The organism is Arthrobacter sp. 9V (assembly GCF_902506065.1).
Classification (GTDB): Bacteria; Actinomycetota; Actinomycetes; order Actinomycetales; family Micrococcaceae; genus Arthrobacter.
Window position 1 is genome coordinate 4,563,723 of the sequence record NZ_LR732912.1, and the last position, 24,855, is coordinate 4,588,577.

Here is a 24,855-nt window from a genome sequence, read left to right on the forward strand (position 1 = left end):
GGAATCCAGTTAAGTCAGGCCGCGACCGGCAGCACCAGCAAGTAACCAGTGGGCAGGTCCGTGCTCCAGCGCCGCGGCTCACGCACCACGAACTGTGCGGCTAACTGTTCCGGCGTAAGCAGACTGTTGGGCTCGGGAGAAGGACCCCACTGCCCGCTGCCGTATGGATAGAGCGGGTCCAAGACACGAATCCCCGTAACCTGAAACTCACGGAACTGCGCGGGATCACCCATCGACTCAAAGCCGCTCATCACCCAGGCATGCCGGCCGCTCCACATAACCAGCCCCACCGGCCGCCCGGTTTCGGCTATTGCACGCGCAGCTGTCTGCAGCGCGTCCTCGTAATTCGCAATGCTTACCACCGAGTACGGGCCCATTCCGGCCTCAGTTAACACCTGCGCCCAGCCCAAAGGATTGGCACCGTTGAACGAATTAGATGACCGTGCACGGGCCATCTCCCACAGCTCGCCTTGCTGTGCAGAGGCTGCCCACGTTCCACCTCCAGTGTCATCGATGAGGTTATGTGCCATCTGAATGCTCGCAGCAACACACCAGTCAAAGGTGTACTGCGGGACAAAGTCCCCCTCTTGGTAGAGGTTCAAAGCGAAAGCCTCGGGCGCAGCTGACCGCGGAGGTGGCACCGGTGCAGACGGCGGTGGCGCAGGAGTCTGGGTGGCGTTCGTTGATGGGTCTTCGGCGAGCTCACCCGCGGTGGGCGCTGCGGAAACTGACGCCACGGGTTGGCCGGCATCGGTCTCCGTGAGATCGATCGCAGGAGTGCAGGCCGTAAGGAAAGTCGCCATGACGGCGAGCCACGTCAGGAGACGGGCAGGAGCACCGGTCATGGTCCAGTTTAGCGCGGGGGCTGGGCGTAGCGGCAGGTTTCACGAACTCCACATCCGCACCCGCTACCGCCGAACGCACCCCTTAAGCACCAGCGCCGCACCCACACCCGCCACACGCACCAGAGGTTACGGGTGCAAACGGCGGAAAGGGGCGCGGCGTCAGCGGAGAACGCGAAAAGAGGGCTTACTCGTAAACGTGCGGGGCCAGGGTGCCCACGAAGTCCAGGTTGCGGTACTTCTCTGCGTAGTCGAGGCCGTAGCCCACCACGAATTCGTTGGGGATGTCGTAGCCAACGTACTTGACGTCGATTTCCACCTTGGCGGCTGTCGGCTTGCGGAAAGCCGTGCAGATTTCGACGCTTGCCGTGCCACGGGATTCAAGGTTGGACTTGAGCCAGGACAGGGTCAGGCCGGAGTCAATGATGTCCTCGACGATCAAGACATCTTTGCCCATGAGGTCGGTGTCGAGGTCCTTCAGGATCCGGACAACACCGGAGGACTGTGTGCCCGAACCGTAGGACGAGACAGCCATCCAGTCCATGCTGACGTGGCTGTGCAGCGCACGTGCGAGGTCAGCCATGACCATGACCGCACCCTTGAGGACACCGACAATGAGGATGTCGCGGCCTTCGTAGTCTTTGTCGATCTGCGCAGCAAGTTCCGCGATACGCGTTTGGATTTGCTCTTTGGTGTAAAGAACGTGCTTGAGATCTGCCTGGACGTCGTTTGAATCCACCAATGGCTCCTGTTTTGATGCTCGGTGCGGCTACTGTTGGGACGGTTTCTGATGCCGGAATACTAGCTTCCCACAGGGGGAGGCCAGTCGGGGAACGCCGTCGGCCGCAGCACCCGCCGAAACAGCCGACGAAGCACCCGTTGAGACAGCGCGTTCCTGCTCCAAATCACTGAGGGATAAGCGGAACACACTGACATGCCCCGGAAGTTCCACGGGGCCCGCCGACCCTTGCCGGCGAAGCAGCGCTTCCGCGGCATGGAGGCGTCCGTAGCCGGGTTGTTGACCCCCGACGTCGGCCGCCGCCTTGGCGATGACCCGGAACCTGAGCGCTGCGGGCAGCTCACGAACGGCGTCCTCGGGCAACCAGACACCGTCCTCCATACGCTGGACAAGTGAGAGATAGGTCTCGTGGGCGAGATCTTCGAGGAAGTCTGCGTCTTGCTGCAGGATCGCGGCCGTGCGGGCGAGTGATTCGGCAACTCCGGGACCAAGCTTTTCCTCCAGCACAGGCATGACTTCAACACGTGTCCGCGATCTGGCAAAGGCGGGATCGGAATTGCTGGGGTCGTGCCAGGGTGAGAGATCCTCTACCCGGCAAATTTCCAGTGTTTCCTCACGGCGAAGGCCAAGGAAGGGCCGGAGTAGTCGTCCACGGGCCGGTCTCATGCCAGCCAGTGATCGTGTCCCGGACCCGCGGGCCAAGCCCAGGAGTACTTGCTCTGCTTGGTCGTCCAAGGTGTGGCCGAGCAGGATCGCATCACAGCCGAGCTGGTCAGCGGCCGATTCCAGAGCAAAATGGCGAGCGTCCCTGGCAGCAGCCTCCGGCCCAAAGCCAGTGGCGGCAACTTCTACAGTTCGCACTTCAACCGGCGCTAAACCCAGTTCACGCAGCACTGCAGCGGTTCGGGACGCGACCTCCGCCGAGCCTGCCTGGAGCTGATGATCCACCACCACACCGGCAACGGACACCGGATGCCCGTCCACGTGACCCCGCCGGCCGAAGTAGGCGGCTATGGCAGCCAAAGCCAACGAATCCGGCCCTCCGCTACAGGCAACAAGCACCTGGGACGGGTATCCCGCTGAGGCCAAGGCGTTCTGCAACTGCTTCCGGGCCTTGCCCACCACCGGCGCCAAACGCCCGGGCCGTCGTCGTCCCTTACCCGCGGAACCAGAAGAACCAGCCGAACCCGCGGAACCAACACGGGACCCACTGGAAGAACCACCTGCGGAACCAGCAGGAACGCTCAAAGCCCCATCCGCTCAAGCCACAGCTTGGAGTTGTGGATCTCGTCTTCGGTGGGTAGGTACTCGGCGGTTTCCCACACCCGGTTGAAGCCCTCCATGCCGGCCACGGCAACCACTTCGCGGACGAACTTGGCGCCGTCGGTGTACTGCCGCATCTTGGCATCCAGGCCAAGGAGGTTGCGGATGAACTTCTCCACTACGCCCCGGTCCTTGCCGCGCTCGTTGAAGCGCTGGCGGATGGTTCGCACGGAGGGGACGATACTCGAATCCACGGCGTCCATCACCACGTTGGCGTGACCCTCAAGAAGGCTCATGACGGCCGTGATGTGGGAGAGTGATGCCTTTTCCTCCGGGTTCTGGAGGAGGTCCAGGATGGCTCCGCGGCCCGGAGTCTTCTCGGAGGGGTTGCGGTCCCGCAGGGACTTGGCTGCAGCGCTGGCGCGTTCCACCAACGTGTCCATGTTGCCCAGTAGGTTGCCGCTGAGCTTTTCGATCTCATCCAGCATGTGGTGCCGGAGCCATGGTGCTGCCGCGAACTGGACCCGGTGGGTTTGCTCGTGCAGGCAGACCCAGAGCCGGAAATCGTCCGGGTGGACGTTGAGTTCGCGCTCCACGGAGATGATGTTGGGCGCAACCAACAGGAGCCTGCCGCCCGGGGGAACCTTGGAATCCGGGGCGAGGGCAGCAAAAGGATCGTACTGGCCGAGGACCTTGCTGGAGAGGAAGGAGAGCACAGCGCCCAGCTGGGCGCCGGTGATGGCACCACTGGCGGCAGCCGCGGCCGGGGTCATGGCCACTCCGCTGCGGCTTTCCAGCATTTTCTTCAAGGCGGGTTGCAGCATCACCGCGAAACTCTGTGTATTGGCCTTGGACCACGAGGCGCGGTCCACCACGAGGACGTGCGAATCACGGAGGTCCCTCGCGGCGTCCAATCCGGTGATGTCGTGCACGTGCGGGACGGAGATATCCGCGTTGAAGCGCAGATTGTCCACGGCCTTGCCGATCTCCGCGGAGCTAAGCTCCGGGCCGGGAGGGGCAAGCCGGGCAGCCGTAGAGGCGGCCAGGTCCCAATTGATCAGGGACGGGGCCCCTGCTGACGAATCTCGGGCAGATGACACCATACGGTCCATCAGACCACACGTGAGGCGACAGTGAGCCTTAAGTTCGCTGCGCGCGGAGGATTCACGCGGAGGATTCAGCCTTGGCACCCGCAGGCGGCAAGCACCGACGCCGAACGGTCCATGGCCACCTTGTTGCCCGCAGCGCCGGGGTCCAGCTTGTTGCCGATGAAGGAGAACACCAGCAGCCGGCCGTCAGCATCCACCACGTAGCCGCTCAGCGCAATCACCGTGTTCAACGTCCCGGTTTTGGCGCGCACCAGCCCGGCGCCCTCGGACGTACCGGCGTCCACATATCTGTCATCCAAGGTTCCGGTGAGTCCGGCTACGGGGAATCCGTCCAGCGCTGTCCGCAGGGCAAGGTCCGGCCCGCTGGTGATGGCCCGGACAACCTCGGCGAACTGGTACGCCGTGACTTGATTCTCCAAGGCAAGGCCGGAAACGTCGGCCAACTGCATCGAATCCGTGGCGATCCCCAACTCCCCCAGCCTTTGCCGCACGGCCGCTGTGGCGCCGTCGTACGTCCCTGGCTGACCGGACGCCAAAGCGGTCAACCGTCCCAACGCTTCGGCGAGGAAGTTATCCGAGGATTCGAGCATAAGGTCCACTTGCTCGCTGACGGTGGCTGACTCAGCGGCGGCCAGCACTTTGGCGGGGAGGCCTTTGCCGCGTTCGACGCCGGGACTCACCGCCACGCCGGCGGCCGCCAGCTGCTCGGCGAACGCCTGGGCGGTGGTGGAAGCCGAATCCTGGGGCCGGGGTCCGCTGAGAACGTTGGGGCTGTAGCGGCCGGAGTTCAACGCCAAGGAGTAAAGGGGCGCAGTTTCTCCGGCAGCAACATCGTCCAGGCTCCAGGCCGGATTGAGGGGCGCGCCGGTAAAGAGGGAATCGTCAACCTGGACGGTGACCGGACCCGACACCCCGGCCTCGGTCAAAGCGGCAGCTGTATCCGCCGCCAAAGACGCCAGTCCGGCGCGCCCAAGAACGGCGGCAGAGTCGGAGATACCGGAGCCCAGGAGGACATCCCCTCCCCCGGTCAGCACCACTGCGGAGGGGTTCTCGGACGCGAGCACGCGGGTAGTGAACCGGGACTCGGGACCGAGCGCCTTCAAAGCAGCGACGGCGGTCAGCAGCTTCATGTTCGAGGCCGGGATGCGGTTGGCGTTGGCGTCCCGATCAAAGAGAACCTGCCCGGTGGATGCGTCCATCACCACCCCGCTGATGCTGCCCGCACCATCCGGCTTGAGCGTGGTGTCGAGGAGTTTGGCCACTTGGGCAGGGACAGGAACGGGCGCCAGAGCATCCAACGGAAGCACACTGGTGGAATCCGACAGGCGGTCCGGCACTTTTTGCCAGGCGGGAATCGAAGGCGGTGATTTGGGGGCACTGAGCAGGCCCGGAAACATCCCCGCCACCACTATTGCGCCGAGGCACAGCAGAACCGTGATCAGCAACACCGGCCAGGTGAAGCGCCCCCACGCCGCGGCCACCCGCTTGCGGGCACCCCCGTTTTTAACGCCCATCATGGAAGTTGCTTGGTCCTGTCAGTCCTGAAATGTCCCCGCCGGTTCAAGAAACCCGGGCCTCTCGCTATATCCTCAATAGTAGTCGGCGGCGCCGGCGGTGCTTTTGCCTGCCGCGCCCCACCCACACCCGTCAAGGAGCATTCCATGAAGCACGACGTGACCATCGAGATCCCCAAGGGATCGCGCGTCAAGTACGAAGTTGACCACGAAACCGGCCGTGTCCGCCTGGACCGCGTCCTGTTCACCTCCATGCAGTACCCCACGCACTACGGTTTCTTCGAGAACACCTTGGGCGAAGACGGCGATCCGCTGGACGCACTGGTGCTCCTGCAGGACTTCGACCTCCACCCGGGCGTCATCGTTGAATCCCGTCCCATCGGCGTCTTCAACATGACCGACGACGGCGGCGGAGACGCCAAGGTCCTTTGCGTCCCCGTTGATGCACGGTTCGACCACATCCAGGAAGTCAGCGACGTCAGCGAATTCCTGATCAAGGAAATCGAGCACTTCTTCACCCGTTACAAGGACCTGGAGCCAGGCAAGTGGGTCAAGGCTGAAGGCTGGGGCGACCGCGCCGCTGCCGAAGCCGAGCTGGAAGCTTCCATCAAGCGTTACGTTCCGGCAGCACACTAGGTTCGCCTCTGATTTACGCCCGACGGCGGCTGGTACGGTTCCCCGCGAACCGCACCGGCCGCCGTCGTACTTTTTAAAGCAACGCGGGGTCACTTATGGGCACGTCTCCCCATCGCGGCAAGCTGTGCGTCCCCTTAGGCTGGGACGAGACTTTTCGATGCTTGTTTAAAGGGGGTTCCATTGGCTGGGTTCTACGGCGCGGATATAGGGCAGCTTCGCAGTCTGGCAGGCGTGATGGGCAAAGCTGCCGATGCCATCAGCTTGCAAAGCACGCAGTTGTCCAACGCAATCAACTCCACCACGGCGTGGCAGGGCCGCGACGCCACGGTGTTCAAGGGCGACTGGAATTCCCAGCATCGGCAGAGCCTGGTCAAGGCCGCCAACATGTTGCGCGAGAACGCGAGCCAACTGAAGAAGCACGCCAACCAGCAGGAATTCGCCAGCCACAACGACGGCTCGGGCACATCTGTGGGCGTCCTCAAGGACGTCTATGACACGGCCATGGGCGTCAAGGGCGTGGGTGCCCCGCTGTGGACGGCGTACAAATACCTCAAGCTTGGCAACGCCGAATGGGTGAAGACCCGCGAAGTCCTGACCAACTGGCGGGCCGGCGGGACCGTGGTCCGCGACGCCATGACCGCACTGCGCAATGGTGAGAAGGTCACTGATGTCCTCACCGACCTCAAAGCCAACATCCCCTACAGCCAGGCGTTCCAGGATGCCAGCAAGTTCTCCAAGGGGCTCCGGGTAGCTGGAGCCTTGGCAGCACCGCTGAACATTGTGGGCGGCATCAGCGACATGATCAACCCGGAGCACGACGGCTGGCGAGGCACCGGCGACCGTGTGGCAGGTGGGCTGTCCGTGGTGGGCGGCGTGGGCAGCATCATGCTCATGACGGCCGGTGGTGCTGCGCTTCTGGGCCCGATCGGTGCTCCGATCGTCATCGGCGCAGGCATTGTTGCGGGCGCTTGGGCACTGGGCAATCTGGTGGCGGACAACTGGGACTCCATCAGCAACTTCGCCCGCAACCCCGGCAGCTACATCGCCGACGGTGCCAAGGAGGTGGCGGGCTTCGCAAAGGACGTAGGCAGTAAGGTGGCAGACGGGGTCAGTGACGCCGCCAAGTCAGTCGGAAACTTTGTCGGAGGGATATTCGGATGACCACCAGCACCATGAAGTGGACCCAGCGGGACGTTGAGGCCGCAGCCAAGGTCCTGGCCAGTGCCAGCGCAATCGGCGCGCCTTTGCCCACGTTGACCGATGAAGAAGTTGTGGCACTGGACGGCGTTCAGCACGAACAGTTGGTAGCCCTGCCGTGGCTTTCGGCCCAGGATGCCAGCAAGGAGCTGATGTGCGCTATTGCCTTGCGCGGCCTGCTGGCCAAGGAGCTGGTGTACCCGGTGGTCTTCGAGGGCGAAACTGAGCCGTCGCGCTTGCACGCCACCGAGGAAATCACCGGCACGCTCACGCTCCGCCGCAGCGGCAGCAGCGTTGTCTCCGTGGAACGGACCGTCTCCACCGGCAAGCGCTGGCTCTACGGCTACCTTCACGATGACGGCGTCCTGTTGGAAGAAGTGGACGAAAGCGGTTTGCACGGCTTCACCGTAGTCACCCGCGATCAACTGGTTCCCCGCCTGGCGGAGTTCGTGGACCCGCAGAAGGCGGCGACCCGCGACACCGATCCTGCCCTTTACACAGAGGCCCAGTTCGAGGCGCACGCCGCCACGGCGTTGGCCGACACCCAGGCTGCGAGCAACGTGGTGGCGTTCAACTCCGACACCAACGAATTCCCCACCGTCACCGTCTACACCGGCCCGTCTGGCGTTCACGTTCTGACACCGCGCGTGGAAGGCGCCCCGAAATCGGATCAGCCGGAGCAGGGCGAAACAGTGGCCTTCGAGTTGCAGGAAACTTCCGCTGCTTCCCTGGCCCGCGTCCTGGGTGGGTTGGCCGGCCTGGCCTGACGTTCCGCTCCCAAAGCCACATCCCGCCGTCGAGCTGAAAGCCCCTCATGAGCACTCCTAAACCCACAACCTCCACCGGATTCGTGGATCCGTTGACCGGACGCACTGTCCGCCGCCACACCGATACCGGCGCGTACTTCGTCAAAGCATCCGGAACAGCCCACTTCTGGGGCCGGGTGCTGGATGCCTTGGTGTTCCTGGTTGGCTACGCGGTGCTGGCCGTGATCCTTGCGGTGGTCCGGGAATCAATGATGGACAGCGGCTCGGCCCTGGGGTACAACGACGGTTTGTGGCTGACTCTCTACGTGGTCCTGTGGTTCGTGGGGCTGTTCGTTTACGGCATGATCTGGGGATCCGTGGGCAGCGTGGGCGACGCCGCCGCCGGTATGAGGTCCGTGCGGATCAAGAACGGCACGACGGCGGGAGCCTGGTTGGGCGGTTGGCGTGCCATCTGTTGGTCTTTCTTCCCGTTCTTTGTGGTGATGCTCATTGCCTCCGCCATCAGCGGTGGCGGGGATGACACATGGGACCCGAAGTTTGCAGCCATTGACCGGCGCTCGGGAATCGCTCAAGGTCAGCAGCCCGTCCCGGATCCCAAGGCTGCAGCAGCTGAGCAGGCCGCGGCGGCGGAGCGGCACAACTTGCCCAACCTCTACGGCCAGCGTCCGGATGCCCGCCCATAACCGGCTGATTCGTCGCGTCGAGTCCAGGCTTGGGCCTGAACTGGCGCGGCTCCGTTACGTTGCGTCCTCAAGGAAGATCTTCTGGAAGGTCCTGCTCCCCTGCCTGGTTGTAGGCTTCGTCTTCGGAACAATAGCGGAGTTCATCAGCCCCATCCGCTCCACGCGGGAGGCAGGACACTTCAACCATCCCGCCTTCTTTGTGTTGACCAGCGTTCTGACCGGGCTGGTGCTGTGGTCCATGACCCTTCTGGGGAGCTTCCGGAAAGTTCTGGTCTTTGATCGCGGGATTGTGGCCAAGTATTCGCAGAAACACACCACATTGGTGATTCCTTGGAGAGACGTGGTGCCAGGCAGCATCAAGGCCGTGACCACCGCCGACGGCACGGATCCCGATCACAGGCTGGTGGCACGCCGCAAGGTTTCCCTAGGCGCGGGAGGACGGAGTGCGGTGGTTTTCCACGCCCGCGGAACCTTCTGGGTCTTCGCCACCAACCAGGACCCCGCCCCCTTGGTTCTTGCCATGCAAGAGGCCATGCAGGACGCCGGAATACCCGACGCCGCGCGGACGGCGGCAGGTGCGCTGCCCGCCGTCGTACTGACCGGACGGACGGCGCTTGACTGAACGAGTTGATCCGGCAGGGCAAAATTTGGCCCTTGCAGACCGACTACCAGCCGGTAGCATTTGATCCACTATGTTCACTCTCACCATCAACCAACGCGACAGCCGCCACGACGGCGATCTTGTGCCGCAATTGCTCAAGGACCTGCGGCACATTCCTGCGCGGCTCGACTTTGACCGCTCGGTTGAGGATGAGGTGCAGGGCATTGTGGAAAACAGCCACCAAGCCGTAGAGACGGCCCTGATCGCGCTCCGGACCGGCCAGTGGTACGTGGGAATCGGCGTCGGCCCCATTAATGAACCCCTGCCGAACCTGGTCAAGGATGCCTCCGGTCATGGTCTCGTCTATGCACGCCGGGCCGTGGATCGCCTTCGCAACGGCAAAGAACGTATCCCCGTTGCAGTTGATGGCCCGCTGGCCGCCTTGGCCTCTGAGGCGGAGGCCGTGCTGAGGCTTCTGGGACACATCGTCCAGCACCGCAGTACAGCGGAATGGCGGGTACTGGATCTGCTCACGCCGGGTGTCCGGGGTCAACAGAAAGCCGTCGCCCAAGAGCTCGGCATCACCACCCAGGCAGTAAGCAAGGCACTGGCCCGGGCACAGTGGGCAGAGGAGCACGCCGCCCGTCCGGCCGCCGCCCGCTTGCTGCAAATGATTCTTGAAGTTCGCTGATTTTGACTAGTTCGCTGACCAGATAAGTGATGACCCCAGGAGAGCCCATGCCCTACACCGTTGACTTCAAGACTGTTTCCACTACCGGCTTGGAATCATCACCGGTAGCCGGGGCTGCTGCAGGTTTACGCGCCAACGAAGCCCGGTATTTCCGGAACAAGTATGAGCACGTGTTTGAGGTGAGTCCGGCAAGTGAGGTCCCGGAGGTGGTGGAGCGCGTCAGCCGGATCCTTCGCGAAGAACGCGACATCGTTATTGAGTCCCGCCCGCTGGAAGCCACGGCCTTCCAGGTGGAAGACCTGCATATGGCCTATGTTTTCTACGAGTCAGGACTGTCCATCAACGTGATGTACAGCCTCGAGGACGGCAAAAGAGCAGTTGGTTTCAAGTTGGCCGACGGGATGGAGGTCCCTGCCGAGTTGGAAACAAAGTTCAAGTTTGCGCGCCAGAAGTCCAAGCTTGCCGGTGTTATCCGGGGCTCATACTTCGTCATCAAGGGCGAATATCCCCCTACTCCGGCCTAAATACCCGCTTAACCCAACTGAGTCGCAGTTAATGCCGTTTCGGGTGTTCTAAACGGCATCTTCTGCGACTCAGTTGGGTCAGAGTGGGACGTTACTGGTTGCTGACGTTGTCCTTGGCCGTCTGCGCGCGGTCCTGGACATCGGCGGCGGCTGCCTGACCTTCGTCCTTGACGTTGGCTGCGGCTTCCGTGGCGCTGTCCTTGACGTTCTGCATCGCGTCCTGCGCGGGTTCGCGCAGGTGCTCGGCAACTTCCTGGGCAGCGTGGCTGAGCTCATCTGTAAGCGGCTGGGCCGCTTCCTTCAGAGCCTGGGCAGCTTCACGTTCCTTATCCGACGGCGGAATCAGGGCCGAGACCAGCAAACCCGCACCGAACGCGATAAGACCGGCCGCGACCGGGCTGCCTTGAGCCTTGCGGGTGATGGCCTGTGGCGCGTCACTGATGTCCGAGACCACACCGGAAACAGCATCCCCGGCATGGTGCGCCGTTTCGCTGGCGCGGTACTGGACGTCGTCACGGGCACCGAAGACGGCAGTCTTGATCCTGTCCACCCGGCGGTTGACGATGTGTGAAGGCGTGACCTTGTCAGCTACGGCATCAACGTTGGTGCTGAGCCGCCGGCGAGTTTCTTCGATATCGGCGCGCAGGGCGTCGGGGTTCTGCGTCATCGTGTCTCCTCAGTGTTCGGTTTCAAAGCGGGGGGTATTTCCTTGACTGTCTCGGCAGTCCTTGGCATGCCCTTGATGGCGTTCAGTTCCTTGCCTCCCATGGCAGCAAGGACTGCCGCAACAATTCCCCAGATGACCGCAACGATCACAGCGGACCAACCGAGGCCAACCAGCTGGCCCAAAGCCCACCACAGGGCGATGGAAAGAAACAGCACGGTGATGTGGCCGGCGTAAGCAGCGCCGCCCAGCATTCCTGCGCCCTTCCCCGCCTTGGTGGCAGACTCCTTGATTTCCACCTTGGCCAGCTCCACTTCCTGGCGCATCAACGTGGAGACGTCGCGCGTCAGGTCGCTCAGCAGCTCACCAAGGGGAAGGTTTTCCGCTTTCTCATGGGCTGTTGTGTGAGGCAGGTCGGCGGGACTGCTCATCGGGGACCTCCGTACTGGGGGTCATCCGGATCAAGGGGACTCTCAGGGTCAATGGCTCCAGCAAGCGGGTCACCTTGTCCCTTGACTCCGCCGGCGGTTGTCTCCGGATACGGAAGGGTGGATCCGTCATAGCCGCCCGTAGTACCGGCGTCGTAGCCAGTGGCTGCGCCACCTGTTGCCAGTCCCGTAGTGGTGGCTGAACCGTATCCGGCAGTTGTTGTGGTGGGACCGGGGAGATCCACGGCGGGGGGCGTTACTGCTCCACCCTGTGTGGGGTAGTAGACGGCGCGCGGCGTCTCAGTGGTGTTGGTGGTTCCACTGGTCGCGTTACCCACGGGTGAGTTGTCTGCCATGCCCCGGCCCAGACGGCCTGCAAGAACTCCGGCTCCGGCAGCGAGCAGCAGGAAAGTACCTGGCTTGCGGCGTGCGAAACCCTTGACATCGTCCAGGAGTGAGCCGGGGTCCCGGCCCTCCAACCACTGGGCGATGGAGGAAGAACGCTGGGCTGCCTGGTGGACCAGATCCGTGGCAACACCACCGTTTTGGCTTGAATTGGCCATGGTGGACAGTTCATCGGAGATGGACCGCAAGCCTTCGGCTACCCGCTGCTGCTGGACCTGGGCCTGGTCTGCCAGTTCACCCTTGGTCTGTGTGAGCAGTTGGCGTGCGTTCACCTTCACCTCGTGGGCTACGTTGCCGGCCTCAGACTTGGCGGTGTCAACCACACCACCGGCAGCGTCCGACACGGCTCCGGCCACCCCCGCAGCTTCCTCCTTGGCAGTATCTACCTTGCCCGAGCTGGCAGAACCGGTTCCGGACCCGGCCGGGGTTCCGCTGATTCCAGTGGTTCCTGCGGTTTGGGTCTCAATATCCGGTGTGTCCAAGTAGTTTCCAGTGAACGGTTCGGTGCCTGCATGGGCACCAGTGGTTGGCGCCGCGAAGCTTCCGTCCTGCGGCGATTGGCTCTCAGTCATTGTCGCTCTCTTTCCACAGTTGGCAGGCTGCGGACAGCAGCCGGGATAGTAAGTATCGTTACTATCAATGGGTGTGTACCCGCTTACTCCGGTTCTAATCACACCAATTTCCAAAAGATGTCATGCCCCACTTTCGGTACTTTCCGCTCGACATGGGAGGACTTACCTGCCAACGTAGGGTTGATGAGCCAACTGCCCAACAGGCGACGGCTGATTCCCGCGCTACGAAAAACCGTTACCCGCCACCGCCTCTTGTTCGCCGCCAAAACGGCTGTAGCAGCAGGCCTGGCCTGGTACCTCGCCCCCTTTATGCCCGGCCCGGCCGCCGAGTATCCGTACTATGCGCCGCTGGGTGCACTGGTAAGCATGCACCCCACAGTGGCCGACTCCGCCAAACATGGGCTGCAAAGCCTGGTGGGTTTGGTGCTGGGCATCGGAATGGCCTTCGTCATCACCACTGTGGCCGCGCCCACTGCCTTGGCCGTTGCCGTGGTGGTGGGACTCGGCGTGCTCATCGGCGGCCTTCCCCGGCTTGGCACTGCATCCGAATGGATTCCCATGGCAGCGCTGTTCGTGCTGGTCTTGGGTGATTCAAACGCGGAGGGTTTCTCCTTTGCCTACGTCCTCCAGATGGCTTTGGGCGTCACCGTTGGATTTGCGGTGAACTGGCTGATATTTCCGCCCCTGCACCTGGACGACATCGATCCCGCCATCGCCGGTCACCAGAACGCGTTGTCCCGTCAGCTCAGGGACATGGCCCGCGCCATGGAAGAATCCTGGCCGCCCAACCACGAGGCCTGGGCCAGCCGCAGCGATGAACTTTCCCTGACAGCAGCCGGCGTGCGGACCGCGGTGCATCAAGCAGAACTGAGCGCCAAAGCGAACCCCAGGTCGCGTCGTCGTGCCACCCGCTTGCCCAGCGACCTCGCAGGCCTGCGAACGCTTGAACGGCTCACTTTCCATGTACAGGACATCACCGACGTCCTGGCGAGCGCCATCTGGGAGGAGGGCGCAGGGACGATCATCCCGGATGCGGTAGTGGCCCCGCTCTCCGAAGCATTGGAATCAGTGGCGTCCGTGGTGGATCACTGGCGTGACGCCGAGAACGGCGAGCTGGCCAACCGTTTGGCACGGGCGAAAGACAGCATTGACGCCCTCAGTGACGCTGTAGCCGAGGCAGCCGCCGACCAATCCCCGGTGAACGCTCCGGCGTCGGTGGCCATGAGCCTGCGCCGGATCCTCACGGTGGTGTTGTCCTCCGAGTAACGCGCTACCTCGGTTTCAGCGGAGGAGAGGCTTCCCTGCCCTTTCCTGCACCGATCCCGTCCAACATTTCGGCCAGCGACTCCAGCGAGGAATGTTTGGGCGCCCAACCCAAAAGGGAGTGTGCCCGGGCCGTATCCATGATGGGCGCGTTGGCCGCCATGTCCACCCATCCGCCGTCGGTCACCTGCAGCCGGAGTCGCCAACTGACCTCGACGACGGCGCGCAGCACCGCGAGCGGGAACGGCATCACGCGCCGGGCGTTGAGAATCCAGGCCAAGGCGTTGGGGTCAATGACCGGCTCGGCGGCAATATTGAAAGCACCTTCCGCCTTGCGCTCCAGCACACGCCAGTAGGCATCAGCGACGTCAGCTGTGTGGGCTGCCTGGAACACCATCTCGTTGGGGATGGCGAGCAGTGGCAGCCACGGCTTCCGCGGAACCAGCCGGGGCAGCACCCGTCCCAGGAAGTACCGGCCAACCTCGCTCCCGCCACCAGCACTGAACATCAGCGCGGGGCGCAGCCGTGCCACCACAATGTCCGGATTGTCTTTGGCAAAACCGTCCAGAAGCCTTTCCTGTGCCGCTTTGTCCACGCTGTAGTGCGAGCTGCGGATGCCGCCAGTGGGCCAGCCTTCCTTTGTCCGCTGGTCCTTTGGGGCAGGCGAGTACGCACCCACTGACGATGCGCACACGACGTGTCCCACTCCGGCCTTACGCGCGGCGGCAAGAACGTGGGCGGTTCCGGCCACGTTCGTCCGGCGAAGCATCTCCCGGTTGTGGTTCGGTTGGATCAGCCACGCCAGATGAACCACAGCGTCGGCTCCTGCCAGCGCAGCTTCCAGGGCTGGTTGGTCCTCCGCCGCGCTGATGTCCAGGGTGTGCCACTCCACCCCGTGATAGGGGGCGGCGTCCTGGTCCGGTTGCCGCCGTACGACGCCCACCAGTTCCAGGTCCGCGCCTTCTTCCGAGCGGGCTCTCTGGAGCCGCTTCAGCAGTTCCGTTCCGCCGTGTCCTGTTGCACCGGTGATCACAATACGCATGGTTGCTTCCTCAGGCTTGCGGGGCTTCGCCGGTTGAACGGATGCGTTCAAGGACCGCTGTGGTGGAGTGCTCGGGCACGTAGTCCAGAATGGTCACGGTGCCGCCGTAGCGTTCCACCGCTTCGGTTTCCTGGAGCATCTCCGGCGTGTAGTCACCGCCTTTGGCATAGACATCCGGCCGGAGGAGGTCAATCAGCGGTATGGGCGTGGGGGTATCGAACACGGTGACATGGTCCACGCAGCTCAGGGCGGCGATGACTGCTGCGCGGTCGGCCTCGTGGTTGACCGGCCGGTCCGGGCCTTTGAGTTTCCTTACGGACGAATCACTGTTCAGCGCCACCACCAGGACGTCGCCCAATTGCTTTGCCTGATTCAGGTAACGGGTGTGGCCTCGATGAAGGACGTCAAAGCACCCGTTGGTCAGCACAATCCGCTTGCCCTCCCGGCGATGCTCCTCCACCTGCCGGGCCAACTCGAAGTCCGTGAGCGCCGTATCGGCGAACCCTCGGAGGTGCTTTGCCAATTCTTCAGTGGTGCAGACGGAGGTGCCAGGCCTGTGCACCACCACGTCTGCAGCGGCTTGGGCCAAGTTCACGCTGGTGGTCAACGGCAGTCCCGCGGCACGGGCAATGGTCAGCGCCGCCACAAAAGTGTCCCCGGCGCCTGAAGCTTGCTTTTCCGCCTGGGGCCGGGCCCACGTCCGGTGAGTTGCCGGCTTTTGAGAGGCGCTGTTGGGCCGGATGGTCAGGGTTCCTTCGCGGTCCAAAGTCACGACGACGGCGCCCGCACCTGAGGCGCGAAGGAGCTGGTCCGAGTGGGCTTCCACGAAGGGGCACCTTGCAGCACCGCCGGGGAACTCCGTACCGAGCAGCGTGGCCGCTTCCTGGGCATTGGGAGTAGCGAGATCCGGCTGGAGGCTTGCCCACCGTCCCGGATAATGGGCATCCACGACTACCAGGGTGTTCCGGCGGGCCGGTGGAAAATCGCCCTCCCGTCGGTCAGTCCGGGATTCGTCAGCCTGCACTCCCCCACTTTGCGGCCCCAGGTTTTGGAGAACGGCGTCCCTCACAGCACCTTCCAAGGCGCCTGCTCCGTAGTCGCAGAGGATCACCGCTGAGGAGCCGGTGAGGGCTCCGGGGATGGCAGCGGCCATTCGGCGAAGGCCATCAGCGGGGACTTCAGCGGCGGCGTCATCCAGGCGCAGCATCACCTGCCCGCCGCTGCTCACACGGAATTTGGTGGTGGTGGTCATCTCCGGATGGGACACCACATGCGAAACGTCCACGCCCGCTGATTGAAGCTGCTCACGGAGGGTTTGCCCTCCCGAATCTTCCCCCACCAGCGAAACGAAACGCACCTGCGCCCCCATTGCGGCCAGGTTCATGGCCGTATTCGCCGCGCCTCCCGGGGCGAAGTCCCGGCGCTGAACCTGAACCACGGGAGCCGGAGCCTCACGGCAGAACCGCTCAATGGTCCCATCCCACCAGCCGTCCAGAATGGAATCGCCAATGACCGTCACAACAGGACGCGCGTCGGCCAAACGGCCTGGCAACCAGTCAGCCAAGCCTTCTTGAGTGGATAGGGCAGCTTGATTCAACGGGCCGTCTTGATTGGCGGGGCCGTCTTGATTGGATAGGCGTGCCATGGGGTACCTTCCGATTGGGCTTACAGTTTCCTGTTCCCCTCAGGTACCCCGAGGCACGGGCTTCACACGCCGGTTCCGGGAGTTTCCGCACGGAATCACAGGGGGCCGGGGGCTGCGGAGGAACCAGCCTGCCGTCTTGCCAGCGAAAGGAATCATCCATGGAGAAACCGCTGACGACTCCGAGCCCCGGCGTGGGTCCTGTTCTGGAAAAGTTCAGCGACGTCACGCGAATCGCTGTCCTCAGGGGCGGCGGACTGGGCGACCTGATCTATACCTACCCGGCCCTTTACGCCCTGAAGAGTGCCTATCCCCAAGCCACCATCACGCTCTTGGGCACCCCGATCCACGCGGCCGTTGTGGCCGCAACGGAAGGTCCCGTAGACGCCGTCGAGATGTTGCCCGTGGCCCGTGGAGTCCATGACGGTCCGCGCAACGGCGAGCGCTTTGAAGATGATGCTGAGGACGTGGCGGCGCAGGAAGCCTTCTTCGAGGCGATGCGGGCCAAGGAGTTCGATGTTGCGTTCCAAATGCACGGCGGCGGGCGGTTTTCCAATCCTTTCCTGTTGCGCTTGGGGGCGCGGCATACGGTGGGCACTCGCACCAAGGATGCGGAGCCGTTGGATCGGAACCTTGACTACATCTATTACCAGAATGAGCCGGACCGTTGGCTGGAGGTGGCGGGTCTTGCCGGAGCGCCGAGCATTATCTCCCCGCCCTTGCTCCCCGGGCCTGAGCATCAGCAGAACATTGTGGGATTACGGGATCCGCAGCGGGCATCGCTGGTGGTAGTCCACCCGGGTGCCACTGATCCGCGGAGGCGATGGCCGGCGTCGTACTTCGCTGATGCAGCGGCGGGATTGGCCGCCGAAGGTGCCCAGGTGCTGATTGTGGGCGACCGATCCGAAAAAGCCTTGGCGCAGGAAGTGGCGGAGTTGGCGGTCCGTCAACTCCCGGAAGAAAACAGGAGCGCCGTGCGATCCGTTGCCGGTGAGCTGGACATTGGAGATCTGGCTGCGCTCCTGGCGGAGGCAACGGTGATGCTCGCCAGTGACAGCGGGCCCCGGCACCTGGCCCAAGTGCTGGGGACGCCCACCGTGGGGATCTTCTGGGTGGGAAACGTGTTCAATGCCGGCCCGCGCGGCCGGAGCATGCACCGCATCCACATGTCCTGGGCGACTCAGTGCCCGCGCTGCGGAATAGACATCACGCAGGTGGGATGGACGGCACCGCACTGCGGCCACGACGACACCCTCATTGAGGGCATCGCCGTGGCCGCGGTGGTTCAGGATGTGCTGGACCTTACGGCCACGAGCCTTCTTCTGCGGGGCAGATAAGGAGTTCGCGGACCTCGCTGCCGAACGGCTGCGAGAGGGCGAACACCACGGCCTGGGCCACATTGGCGGGATCGTTCAACTTGGAATCGTCCTGCGGCTTGTACTGTTCGTCGCGATCGTCAAAGAAGTGGGTCTTCATGCCACCGGGGATGATGGTGGTGACACCTATGACTCCCCCGGTTTCTGCGGCCAAGGCACGGCTGAAGCCGATCACGCCGAACTTGGAGGCGCAATATGCCGTGGCATCCGGGAGTGCCCGGAGGCCCAGCGTTGAAGCGATGGTGATGGCCCGTCCGCGGGATTCCTTCAAGTACGGCAGCGCTGCGCGGACCACGGAAACCGTGCCCATCAGGTTCACGCCAATGACCTTTTCCCATTCCGCTGCCGGGACGTCGCCCAGCTTGCCGCAGCGATCAATGCCTGCAGCGGTGACCACTCCGTCCAAGCCACCCAGGGTTCCGGCAGCCTCCTTGACGGCGGCTTCTACGGCTTCACGGTTGGAGACGTCCACTTCCAAGGATTTCGCGCCGGACACGTTGCTGACATCACGGTCAAAGACAAAGGGCGTGCCGCCGGCGTCGCGGATGGCTTCCACGATCGCTGCACCAAGTCCTGAGCCGCCTCCGGTGACGATGACGCGGCCGGGTGTTTGCGTGTTCATACGGTTCCTTCCGGTTGATGTTTACTTGTTCAGCTGACCTTGGCCAGTGCTGCAGCCAGGCCGCTGGTGGAGCGTGCCGGATGGAAGGGCACAGTGACGCAGCGCCCTCCCCAACCCGCCACCAGGCGGGCTTCCGGCAATTCTTCGGGGGTGTAGTCGCCACCCTTGACCCAAATATCGGGCCTGATTTCTCTCAGGCAGGCCTCGGGAGTGTCCTCTCCAAAGACCACCACGGCGTCCACGCATTCGAGTGCCAGCAGTAACTCGGCACGGTCTTCAACGCTGACGATCGGCCGGTGAACGCCCTTGAGCCGCCTGACGGATTCATCGGAATTCAGGCACACAATCAGGCAATCGCCCATACTGCGCGCGGCGGCCAAAGTCCGCGCATGGCCTGCGTGGAGGAGATCGAAGCAGCCGCCGGTGGCCACCACCGTTCCTCCCCTGGCCCGGACCGCATGAGCCAGACTGACGCCGTCGGGTTCCAACTCACCCGGGTCGACGAGTTCCAGGCCTTTAAGTTCGACGACGGGGCGGGGTTCGACTTCGGGGCGGGGCTCGACTTCGGGGCGGGGCTCCTGCGCTTCGGCCGCCACCGCCAGCGATGCCGCTCCGCCCGCGGCAAGGAATGCCGACGCGTCCTCCACCGCCTTGGAGGCGGCCTGCGCGAGGTCAAGCCCCAGGCCCAAGTGCAGGGCAAGGCTTCCGGCCAGTCGGTCCCCGGCTCCGCAGGGATCACTGACGTTAGTCTTGGGGGCGGGGATGCCCTGCACTGCTTCCCCGGCTGACAGCAGGAGTGCTCCGTCTTCACCCCTGGTGACCAGAACGGCGTCGCTTCCCCACTTTTCCAGCAAGTACCGGCCGGCTTCTTCGGCACCTGTACGGGACGGCTCCAAGCCACCCGCTTTCGCGGAGGCCAGGGCCTCGGCGAGATTGGGCGTTACTACGGCCACCCCCTCCACAGGTTGGGAACCGGCAGGATGCGGGTCCCACACCACGGGGACGCGCCTGGCTGCGCGGGCAATGGCGTCACGGATGTCTGTGTTGGCGGTGATTCCCCGGCCGTAGTCGGCCACCACAATGGCGTCGGACGAGGCAATGGCTGCGAGCATTTGCTCGGTACTGGCAGGAACGGGGGCGGGTGCGCAGCCTTCGTCGAACCTGACCATGGGATGTGTCCCGATCCGCACGCGGGTCTTGGTAGGCGTGGGGGCCAGCGGGGCTCCCGCAAGCACGGCCACACCGGTCAGCGCGCGCCTGAGGTGGCTGGCGCCGTCGTCGTCCGAGAGGGCGGTGACCAGCGCGACGTCGTGACCGTCCTGCGCGAGCACGGTAGCCACGAGTCCAGCGCCACCTGCACGACGCCGGATGTCGGCGACGTCCACCACGGGCACCGGAGCGTCGGGGCTGAGCCGGGTGGCGGCCCCGTTGATGTCTACGTCCAGGAGGACGTCCCCCACTACTGTGATCCTCATGGTTGCCCGCCTCCGAAAGAGTTTGAGCCGGCCCGCCGGGCTACCTCGGCATCAAAGGCCCGGCACACGGCGTGGATGGCGATGAGGTGGCCTTCCTGGGCATTGGCGGAGATGGCGTCAACGGTGATGGCTTGATCGCAGGCGTCGGCCAGCGGGTTGGGCCCGGTGCCGGTGAGTGCCCAGGTGGTGATGCCACGTTCCTTGGCTGCCCGCACCGCTTTGAGCAGGTTGGGGCTGCGGCCGCTGGTGGAGAGGAGGATGAGAACGTCCCCGGCACGGCCGTGGGCCCTGACCTGGCGTGCGAAGACTTCCTCGTAGCCGTAGTCATTGGAGAGTGCGGTCACGGCGGAGGACTCTGCATGAAGTGAGATGGCGGAAAAGGGGGCGCGCTCCTCATCGAACCTGCCCACCAGTTCGGCGGTGAAGTGCTGCGCCTCAGCCGCGGAGCCGCCGTTGCCCGCTGCCAGCAAACGTTGCCCGGACAGCAGACGCTTGGCCAGGACGGTTCCCCACTCGGACAAAAGGCCGGACTGCGAGCGCAGGGAGTCCAGCGCCGGCAGCACGTTGTCCAGGTGTTTGGTGACCTCTGCGGTGTGATTGGAATCGCCGGGATCCGGGGTCCACCGCGCCGGGAGGGTGTCCGGAACAGCGGAAGGGGCGTTGGTTTGGGTGGTGGTTCGGATAGTCACAGCGCCTTTGGTAGTTACAGAGCCTTTGATGTTCACAGTGCTGTTCCTTCCAGTGGTTCCAGACGTTCGCCTGCCTGCCGGGACAGCCCGGCCGCCAGAACGGATCGGTACGCTTTCTCGGTATCCGCTGCTATGCGTTCCCAGGAGTAGCGGGATCGTGCCCGGCGTGCTCCTGCGCGGCCCATGTCAGCGCGAAGATCCGGATCCGCCAGCAGCTTTCCAAGCGCCTCGGCCAGCGCTCCAGGATCACGAGGCGGGACATGCAGCCCGGTTTTCTGATCCACCACGGTTTCCCTGAGCCCACCCACGGCTGCGGCCACCACCGGGACCCCGCACGCCATGGCTTCAAGGGGCACAATGCCGAACGGCTCGTACCAGGGCGTGCACACCACGGCGTCGGCACTGCGGAAATATGCCGGCATGACATCACGCGGGACCTGCCCGCGCATGGTCACCTTGTCCTCCACGCCAAGTTCCTTGGCCATGACTCTAAGACGCTGCGCTTCGGGATCTTCCTCAAGGTTGAGGGCATCGCCGGAACCGCCAACTATGAGGAGTTCGACGTCGTTGAAGCCCGCCTCTGCCAGCAGGGGCAGGGCCTGAATAATGAGGTCCACGCCCTTTCGTTGCACAAGGCGTCCCACGCTCAGGATCCGGTGCGTGCGGGTCTTGGGTTCGGCGTCGGACGTTCCAGGGAACAAGGTCAGATCCACTCCACAGGGTGCAATGGAGATTTTGGACCGGCTGATCCCAAGGGCTTTGAGTTCAAAGACCTCGTCCGGGCAGGTGGCAATAACCCAGTCGGCAGTGCGTCCTACCCACGGTTCCAGCCACTCCCGGGCCGGCGGGCTGGTGTCAGCAGCGCCTTGGTGCCTGCGTTTCACCGAGCCCAGGGCGTGGAACGTTTGCACCACGGGAACGGGATCGGCGGCTCCTGCCCGGCGGGACGCCTGGATGGCAGCGAGTCCGGACATCCAAAAGTGAGCGTGCATCACGTCCGGCACGTCGCCGTCCCAGTCTTCGCAGATCCCGTCGGCCAGCTCTCCCATGTAAGGCAGGAGATCGTCCTTGGGAATGCGGCGCGCGGGACCGGCATCCACATTAACTACGGTGAGGCCGGGGCCAACGCGCACGTGCCTTGGCAGATCGGGGTCATCACGCCGCGTGTACACAGTGACCTGATGGCCGCGATCTGCCAGGGCCGACGAAAGCGCGGCAACATGGACGTTTTGCCCTCCGGCGTCAACGCCTCCCAAGGCGGCCAGCGGACTGGCGTGCTCGGAGACCATGGAGATTTTCATGGGTGCGTCCTCTCTGTGTCATGGCGGGCGTTGGTGTCATGGCGGGCGTTGCCCTCTTGCCGGGCGTTGCCCTCTTGCCGGGCGTTGGCCATTCCGGGTTGCGGGCGGCTTCCCCGGCGGGTGCCTTCAGGGAGTTCGGCCAGGAGTTCGTCCCAGGCCCGAAGAAACTTGTCCAGACCGTAGCGCTGCAGCGCGGCTTCGCGGGCCACCATGCCCATGGCATAGGCGTCGTCGGGGTCATCCAGCAGCCGCCGGGCGAACCGTTGGAGATCGTCGACGTCGTTGGAGACCAGGCCTGCGCCGTGCGGAATGGCGCGGCTCGCCTCGGTGGTGGCCAGTGCCAGGACGGGCATGCCAAGGTGCATTGCTTCCAGCAGTGCCAACCCCAGGGAGGTCCAGCGGAGCGGGTGGAGGTACAGCCGGCAGCGGGCAAGTTCCTGGTGAAGTTTGGGAGCGGGAACATCGCCGGCAATGCGGAGGCGTTCCTCGCTGAGGCCGAACCCCTTGAGGTTCAGCGCTTCCGGCAAAGCCTCCGTCCCCATGCCGAAGACCCGCAGCGGCCCTACCCCTGCGAATCCGGGCAGGAGATCGGTTCCTGTGACCCGTCCACGCCGGACAGGTTCGTTAACCACTACGCCCATCTCTTCCCGCTCACCGGTGTACAGGCGTCCCGGGTCGGGAATGCCGTGTTCGATCACCGTGGTGGTTGCCGTGCCGGTGTCCCAGAAGAGCTGGTTGAAGTGGGTCACGTGGACCACGGGAATGGTGCTCTGGTCCGCCAACGGGTGCAACGTGAAGGGGACGTCACCCTTGGGGGTGTTGTGTTCGAGGTACACGGCGGGGAGGTCAACGCCCGGGCGGCGTCCGAGTGAGCGGGCCACTGCAGCGATTTCTTCAGGTCTCTGAAGGACAACAGCGTCCACGCTGGCCGGGTCCAGGGTTTCCAAGTCCACTTCCTGCGCCGCGGCAGGCCACTCACGGCCACCGCGCCCCAAACCCCACGCACCGCCGTCGGCCGATTTCGGCAGCAGGTACTCGTGCTGGCCGCGGACGAATGCCTCCATCCATCCGCCGTGGACGTGCCACACCAGGATCCTCATGGTTTCCAAACCTTTCGTCGGGTGGACAGGGAGGACACGCCCCCCAAGAGCCTTTCAACAGCTTCCACAACCTGCTCCGGAGTTACCGAACTCAGGCAGGGATGGCCGGGGACCGGGCAAACACGGGCCCGGGAGTTCTTGCAGGCCGCCTCTTGATCTCCCAGTAGTTCCAGCGGAACACCGTAGGGAGCCCATCGAATCGCCGGAACCACCGGGGCGAACAGGCACACCACTGGCGTTCCAACAGCTGCCGCCAGATGGGCAGGACCGGTATTGCCGGTGACCACGACGGCGGCTCCCGCCAGTACCGCTGCGAGCGTGCGGAGGTTGGTTCCGCCCCCGAGGTTCCGGGCGGAAGGGCCGGCCACCGTCGCCGTGAGCGAGGTTTCACCCGGACCGCCTGTTACCACTACCCGGTGCCCGTAAGCCTCCAAAAGTTCCACTGTTGCTGCGTGGTGCAATGCGGGCCATGCCCTGGCCGGGGCAGCAGATCCCGGGTGGACCACAATGTATGGCCCCTCATCAGCCAGTTCGTCGGCCACCCCTTCAGGGTCCGGGCCGGAAGTGATGCGGAGCTTCCCGTCGTCGCCGTTGGGCAGCACATAGCCGCCGGCCTCTGCGATGGTGAGCGCCCGGACCGTTTCCGGTTGGTCCTCCGGGAAGTCTTCTCCCGGTTTGAGCCGGACGTCCAGAAGGGAGCCGGCGTAGTCCGTTGATGCTCCCGTGATTTTCTTGACGCCGGCCAAACGGAGGAGCATTGCCAGCGGAAGCGGGGACTGGTGGAAAGAGGTGAGGATGACGGCTTCCTGGATCCGCGAACTACGGACAAAGTCGATCAGCCCGCGGGTCATTTCATCCGTGACGGGAGGCGCCGGGTTCACAATCCAGGGGCACGCCCAAGTGTGCACCTGCGTCACTCCGGGCAGCATTTCCGCCGCACTGGATCCCTCGGGACCGCACAGCAGCACCACATCATTGGGTCGGCTGCCATCAGGGCGGCTTCCGTTTGCCACGGCGCGCAGGGCAGGTCCTGACAGGAGGACGTCTCCCATACTGTCCAAGCGGGCTACCAGGACGCGGCTCATACAGGCGCATCCTGTTCGTGCAAAGCCCGGTCCGTTGTATGCTCCAGAGCTCCGGAGAGCAGAAGCTCCACGGCATGGTGCAGGTCTTCGGCAACATTGCCGGCAGCCTCGATCTCTTCGCGCCGGGTGATTTCGGTGGGCACCAGCACAGCCCGGGCACCTGCAGCAGCGGCGGCCTCCATGTCAGCACCGATGTCCCCAATGAAGGCGACTTCCTCAGGGTTGATCCCCAAGGTGCTGCACGCTCCCAGGATCATTCCCGGTGCAGGTTTCCGGCAGTCGCAGGCGTCCTCCGGTCCATGCGGGCACACTTCCCACACGTCGAACGGCCCCAGCAGCTGATCCACCCGCTGGTTGACGGAGTGCATCTGCTCCAACGTCAACAGCCCACGCGCCACGCCTGACTGATTGGTCACCACTCCCGTGGCCAGTCCTGCGCGACGCACTTTTCGCAGTGCTTCAAGAGCACCGCCCATGGGTCGCACCAGCTGCGGATCGCCGTTATATGGCACGTCAACGATCAGCGTTCCATCGCGGTCAAACAGGACCGCCTTCAACGTTACGGTTCCTCCCATACCCGCAACGTTCCCCAGTTCTCCCGGCGCTAAACAATGCGGCCCTGAGA

At 64.0% G+C, this 24,855-nt stretch carries 26 protein-coding genes; 9 read left to right on the top strand and 17 right to left on the bottom strand.

All coding sequences use genetic code 11. The annotated features are described in order from the left end of the window. Window positions 1-14: 14 nt before the first annotated feature. The 5 genes from BACI9J_RS20995 to dacB form a co-directional block, all read right to left on the bottom strand. A complete protein-coding gene (locus tag BACI9J_RS20995; RefSeq protein WP_159736070.1) occupies window positions 15-845 on the bottom strand; it encodes a hypothetical protein in 831 nt (276 codons plus the stop codon). A 184-nt stretch (window positions 846-1,029) separates the two neighbouring features. Continuing rightward, on the bottom strand, window positions 1,030-1,581 hold the full coding sequence (gene hpt, locus BACI9J_RS21000) for a hypoxanthine phosphoribosyltransferase (protein ID WP_011772910.1): 552 nt from the start codon (window positions 1,579-1,581) through the stop codon (window positions 1,030-1,032). 30 nt (window positions 1,582-1,611) lie between these two features. Next, the gene (gene tilS, locus BACI9J_RS21005; RefSeq protein WP_159736589.1) at window positions 1,612-2,682 is read right to left on the bottom strand and encodes a tRNA lysidine(34) synthetase TilS; all 1,071 of its coding nucleotides are present in this window, start codon (window positions 2,680-2,682) and stop codon (window positions 1,612-1,614) included. A 143-nt stretch (window positions 2,683-2,825) separates the two neighbouring features. After that, window positions 2,826-3,947: a zinc-dependent metalloprotease gene (locus tag BACI9J_RS21010; RefSeq protein ID WP_159736588.1), complete on the bottom strand. Its 1,122-nt coding sequence runs from the start codon at window positions 3,945-3,947 to the stop codon at window positions 2,826-2,828. Between the two features lie 74 nt (window positions 3,948-4,021). Beyond that, on the bottom strand, window positions 4,022-5,467 hold the full coding sequence (dacB, locus tag BACI9J_RS21015; protein WP_159736590.1) for a D-alanyl-D-alanine carboxypeptidase/D-alanyl-D-alanine endopeptidase: 1,446 nt from the start codon (window positions 5,465-5,467) through the stop codon (window positions 4,022-4,024). Window positions 5,468-5,614: 147 nt separating this feature from the next. On the opposite strand from dacB, the gene BACI9J_RS21020 reads away from it, so the two are divergent. From BACI9J_RS21020 to BACI9J_RS21050, 7 genes are all read left to right on the top strand, one after another. Next, a complete protein-coding gene (locus BACI9J_RS21020) occupies window positions 5,615-6,103 on the top strand; it encodes an inorganic diphosphatase (RefSeq protein WP_024818962.1) in 489 nt (162 codons plus the stop codon). Between the two features lie 180 nt (window positions 6,104-6,283). Next, window positions 6,284-7,264, top strand: coding sequence for a hypothetical protein (locus BACI9J_RS21025; protein ID WP_159736071.1), 981 nt, complete (start codon window positions 6,284-6,286; stop codon window positions 7,262-7,264). Beyond that, window positions 7,261-8,067 carry a hypothetical protein gene (locus BACI9J_RS21030; protein WP_159736072.1) on the top strand — a complete coding sequence of 269 codons (807 nt, stop codon included), beginning with the start codon at window positions 7,261-7,263 and terminating at the stop codon, window positions 8,065-8,067. The genes BACI9J_RS21025 and BACI9J_RS21030 overlap by 4 nt, the downstream gene beginning before the upstream one ends. Before the next feature lie 47 nt (window positions 8,068-8,114). Further along, window positions 8,115-8,750, top strand: coding sequence for a hypothetical protein (locus BACI9J_RS21035; RefSeq protein ID WP_159736073.1), 636 nt, complete (start codon window positions 8,115-8,117; stop codon window positions 8,748-8,750). After that, window positions 8,737-9,372 carry a hypothetical protein gene (locus tag BACI9J_RS21040; RefSeq protein WP_159736074.1) on the top strand — a complete coding sequence of 212 codons (636 nt, stop codon included), beginning with the start codon at window positions 8,737-8,739 and terminating at the stop codon, window positions 9,370-9,372. The genes BACI9J_RS21035 and BACI9J_RS21040 overlap by 14 nt, the downstream gene beginning before the upstream one ends. 70 nt (window positions 9,373-9,442) lie before the next feature. Next, complete coding sequence (locus BACI9J_RS21045; RefSeq protein ID WP_159736075.1) at window positions 9,443-10,042, top strand: hypothetical protein; 600 nt, start codon at window positions 9,443-9,445, stop codon at window positions 10,040-10,042. Between the two features lie 47 nt (window positions 10,043-10,089). Further along, window positions 10,090-10,566, top strand: coding sequence for a phage tail protein (locus BACI9J_RS21050; RefSeq protein ID WP_159736076.1), 477 nt, complete (start codon window positions 10,090-10,092; stop codon window positions 10,564-10,566). A 91-nt stretch (window positions 10,567-10,657) separates the two neighbouring features. Here the strand turns inward: BACI9J_RS21050 and BACI9J_RS21055 are convergent, their stop codons facing one another. From BACI9J_RS21055 to BACI9J_RS21065, 3 genes are read right to left on the bottom strand one after another with little or no spacing between them, the layout of a single operon-like run. Next, complete coding sequence (locus tag BACI9J_RS21055) at window positions 10,658-11,233, bottom strand: DUF3618 domain-containing protein (protein WP_159736077.1); 576 nt, start codon at window positions 11,231-11,233, stop codon at window positions 10,658-10,660. Then, window positions 11,230-11,661: a phage holin family protein gene (locus tag BACI9J_RS21060; RefSeq protein ID WP_159736078.1), complete on the bottom strand. Its 432-nt coding sequence runs from the start codon at window positions 11,659-11,661 to the stop codon at window positions 11,230-11,232. Before BACI9J_RS21060 ends, BACI9J_RS21055 begins: the two co-directional genes overlap by 4 nt. Continuing rightward, window positions 11,658-12,635: a hypothetical protein gene (locus BACI9J_RS21065; RefSeq protein ID WP_201296636.1), complete on the bottom strand. Its 978-nt coding sequence runs from the start codon at window positions 12,633-12,635 to the stop codon at window positions 11,658-11,660. Before BACI9J_RS21065 ends, BACI9J_RS21060 begins: the two co-directional genes overlap by 4 nt. A 183-nt stretch (window positions 12,636-12,818) precedes the next feature. On the opposite strand from BACI9J_RS21065, the gene BACI9J_RS21070 reads away from it, so the two are divergent. Further along, window positions 12,819-13,901 (top strand): FUSC family protein, encoded by a 1,083-nt coding sequence (locus tag BACI9J_RS21070; protein ID WP_236558801.1) that lies wholly within the window; start codon window positions 12,819-12,821, stop codon window positions 13,899-13,901. 4 nt (window positions 13,902-13,905) lie between these two features. Here the strand turns inward: BACI9J_RS21070 and BACI9J_RS21075 are convergent, their stop codons facing one another. Continuing rightward, the gene (locus BACI9J_RS21075) at window positions 13,906-14,940 is read right to left on the bottom strand and encodes an NAD-dependent epimerase/dehydratase family protein (protein ID WP_159736080.1); all 1,035 of its coding nucleotides are present in this window, start codon (window positions 14,938-14,940) and stop codon (window positions 13,906-13,908) included. Between the two features lie 10 nt (window positions 14,941-14,950). After that, on the bottom strand, window positions 14,951-16,585 hold the full coding sequence (rfaE2, locus tag BACI9J_RS21080; RefSeq protein ID WP_159736081.1) for a D-glycero-beta-D-manno-heptose 1-phosphate adenylyltransferase: 1,635 nt from the start codon (window positions 16,583-16,585) through the stop codon (window positions 14,951-14,953). Window positions 16,586-16,743: 158 nt separating this feature from the next. Here rfaE2 and BACI9J_RS21085 point away from each other — a divergent pair, with 158 nt between their 5' ends. Further along, on the top strand, window positions 16,744-17,919 hold the full coding sequence (locus BACI9J_RS21085; protein ID WP_236558802.1) for a glycosyltransferase family 9 protein: 1,176 nt from the start codon (window positions 16,744-16,746) through the stop codon (window positions 17,917-17,919). Here BACI9J_RS21085 and BACI9J_RS21090 read toward each other — a convergent pair. From BACI9J_RS21090 to BACI9J_RS21120, 7 genes are read right to left on the bottom strand one after another with little or no spacing between them, the layout of a single operon-like run. Further along, window positions 17,885-18,580, bottom strand: coding sequence for an SDR family oxidoreductase (locus tag BACI9J_RS21090; protein ID WP_159736083.1), 696 nt, complete (start codon window positions 18,578-18,580; stop codon window positions 17,885-17,887). The two genes, BACI9J_RS21085 and BACI9J_RS21090, sit on opposite strands and share 35 nt — an antisense overlap. Window positions 18,581-18,609: 29 nt before the next feature. Then, window positions 18,610-20,055: a PfkB family carbohydrate kinase gene (locus tag BACI9J_RS21095; RefSeq protein ID WP_159736084.1), complete on the bottom strand. Its 1,446-nt coding sequence runs from the start codon at window positions 20,053-20,055 to the stop codon at window positions 18,610-18,612. Next, on the bottom strand, window positions 20,052-20,744 hold the full coding sequence (locus tag BACI9J_RS21100; RefSeq protein ID WP_442858664.1) for a D-sedoheptulose-7-phosphate isomerase: 693 nt from the start codon (window positions 20,742-20,744) through the stop codon (window positions 20,052-20,054). The genes BACI9J_RS21095 and BACI9J_RS21100 overlap by 4 nt, the downstream gene beginning before the upstream one ends. Before the next feature lie 32 nt (window positions 20,745-20,776). Beyond that, window positions 20,777-22,045: a glycosyltransferase gene (locus BACI9J_RS21105; RefSeq protein ID WP_159736085.1), complete on the bottom strand. Its 1,269-nt coding sequence runs from the start codon at window positions 22,043-22,045 to the stop codon at window positions 20,777-20,779. Further along, window positions 22,042-23,145: a glycosyltransferase gene (locus tag BACI9J_RS21110; RefSeq protein ID WP_159736086.1), complete on the bottom strand. Its 1,104-nt coding sequence runs from the start codon at window positions 23,143-23,145 to the stop codon at window positions 22,042-22,044. Before BACI9J_RS21110 ends, BACI9J_RS21105 begins: the two co-directional genes overlap by 4 nt. Further along, window positions 23,142-24,230, bottom strand: coding sequence for a glycosyltransferase family 9 protein (locus BACI9J_RS21115; RefSeq protein ID WP_159736087.1), 1,089 nt, complete (start codon window positions 24,228-24,230; stop codon window positions 23,142-23,144). The genes BACI9J_RS21110 and BACI9J_RS21115 overlap by 4 nt, the downstream gene beginning before the upstream one ends. After that, on the bottom strand, window positions 24,227-24,805 hold the full coding sequence (locus BACI9J_RS21120; protein WP_159736088.1) for a D-glycero-alpha-D-manno-heptose-1,7-bisphosphate 7-phosphatase: 579 nt from the start codon (window positions 24,803-24,805) through the stop codon (window positions 24,227-24,229). Before BACI9J_RS21120 ends, BACI9J_RS21115 begins: the two co-directional genes overlap by 4 nt. Between the last annotated feature and the right edge of the window lie 50 nt (window positions 24,806-24,855).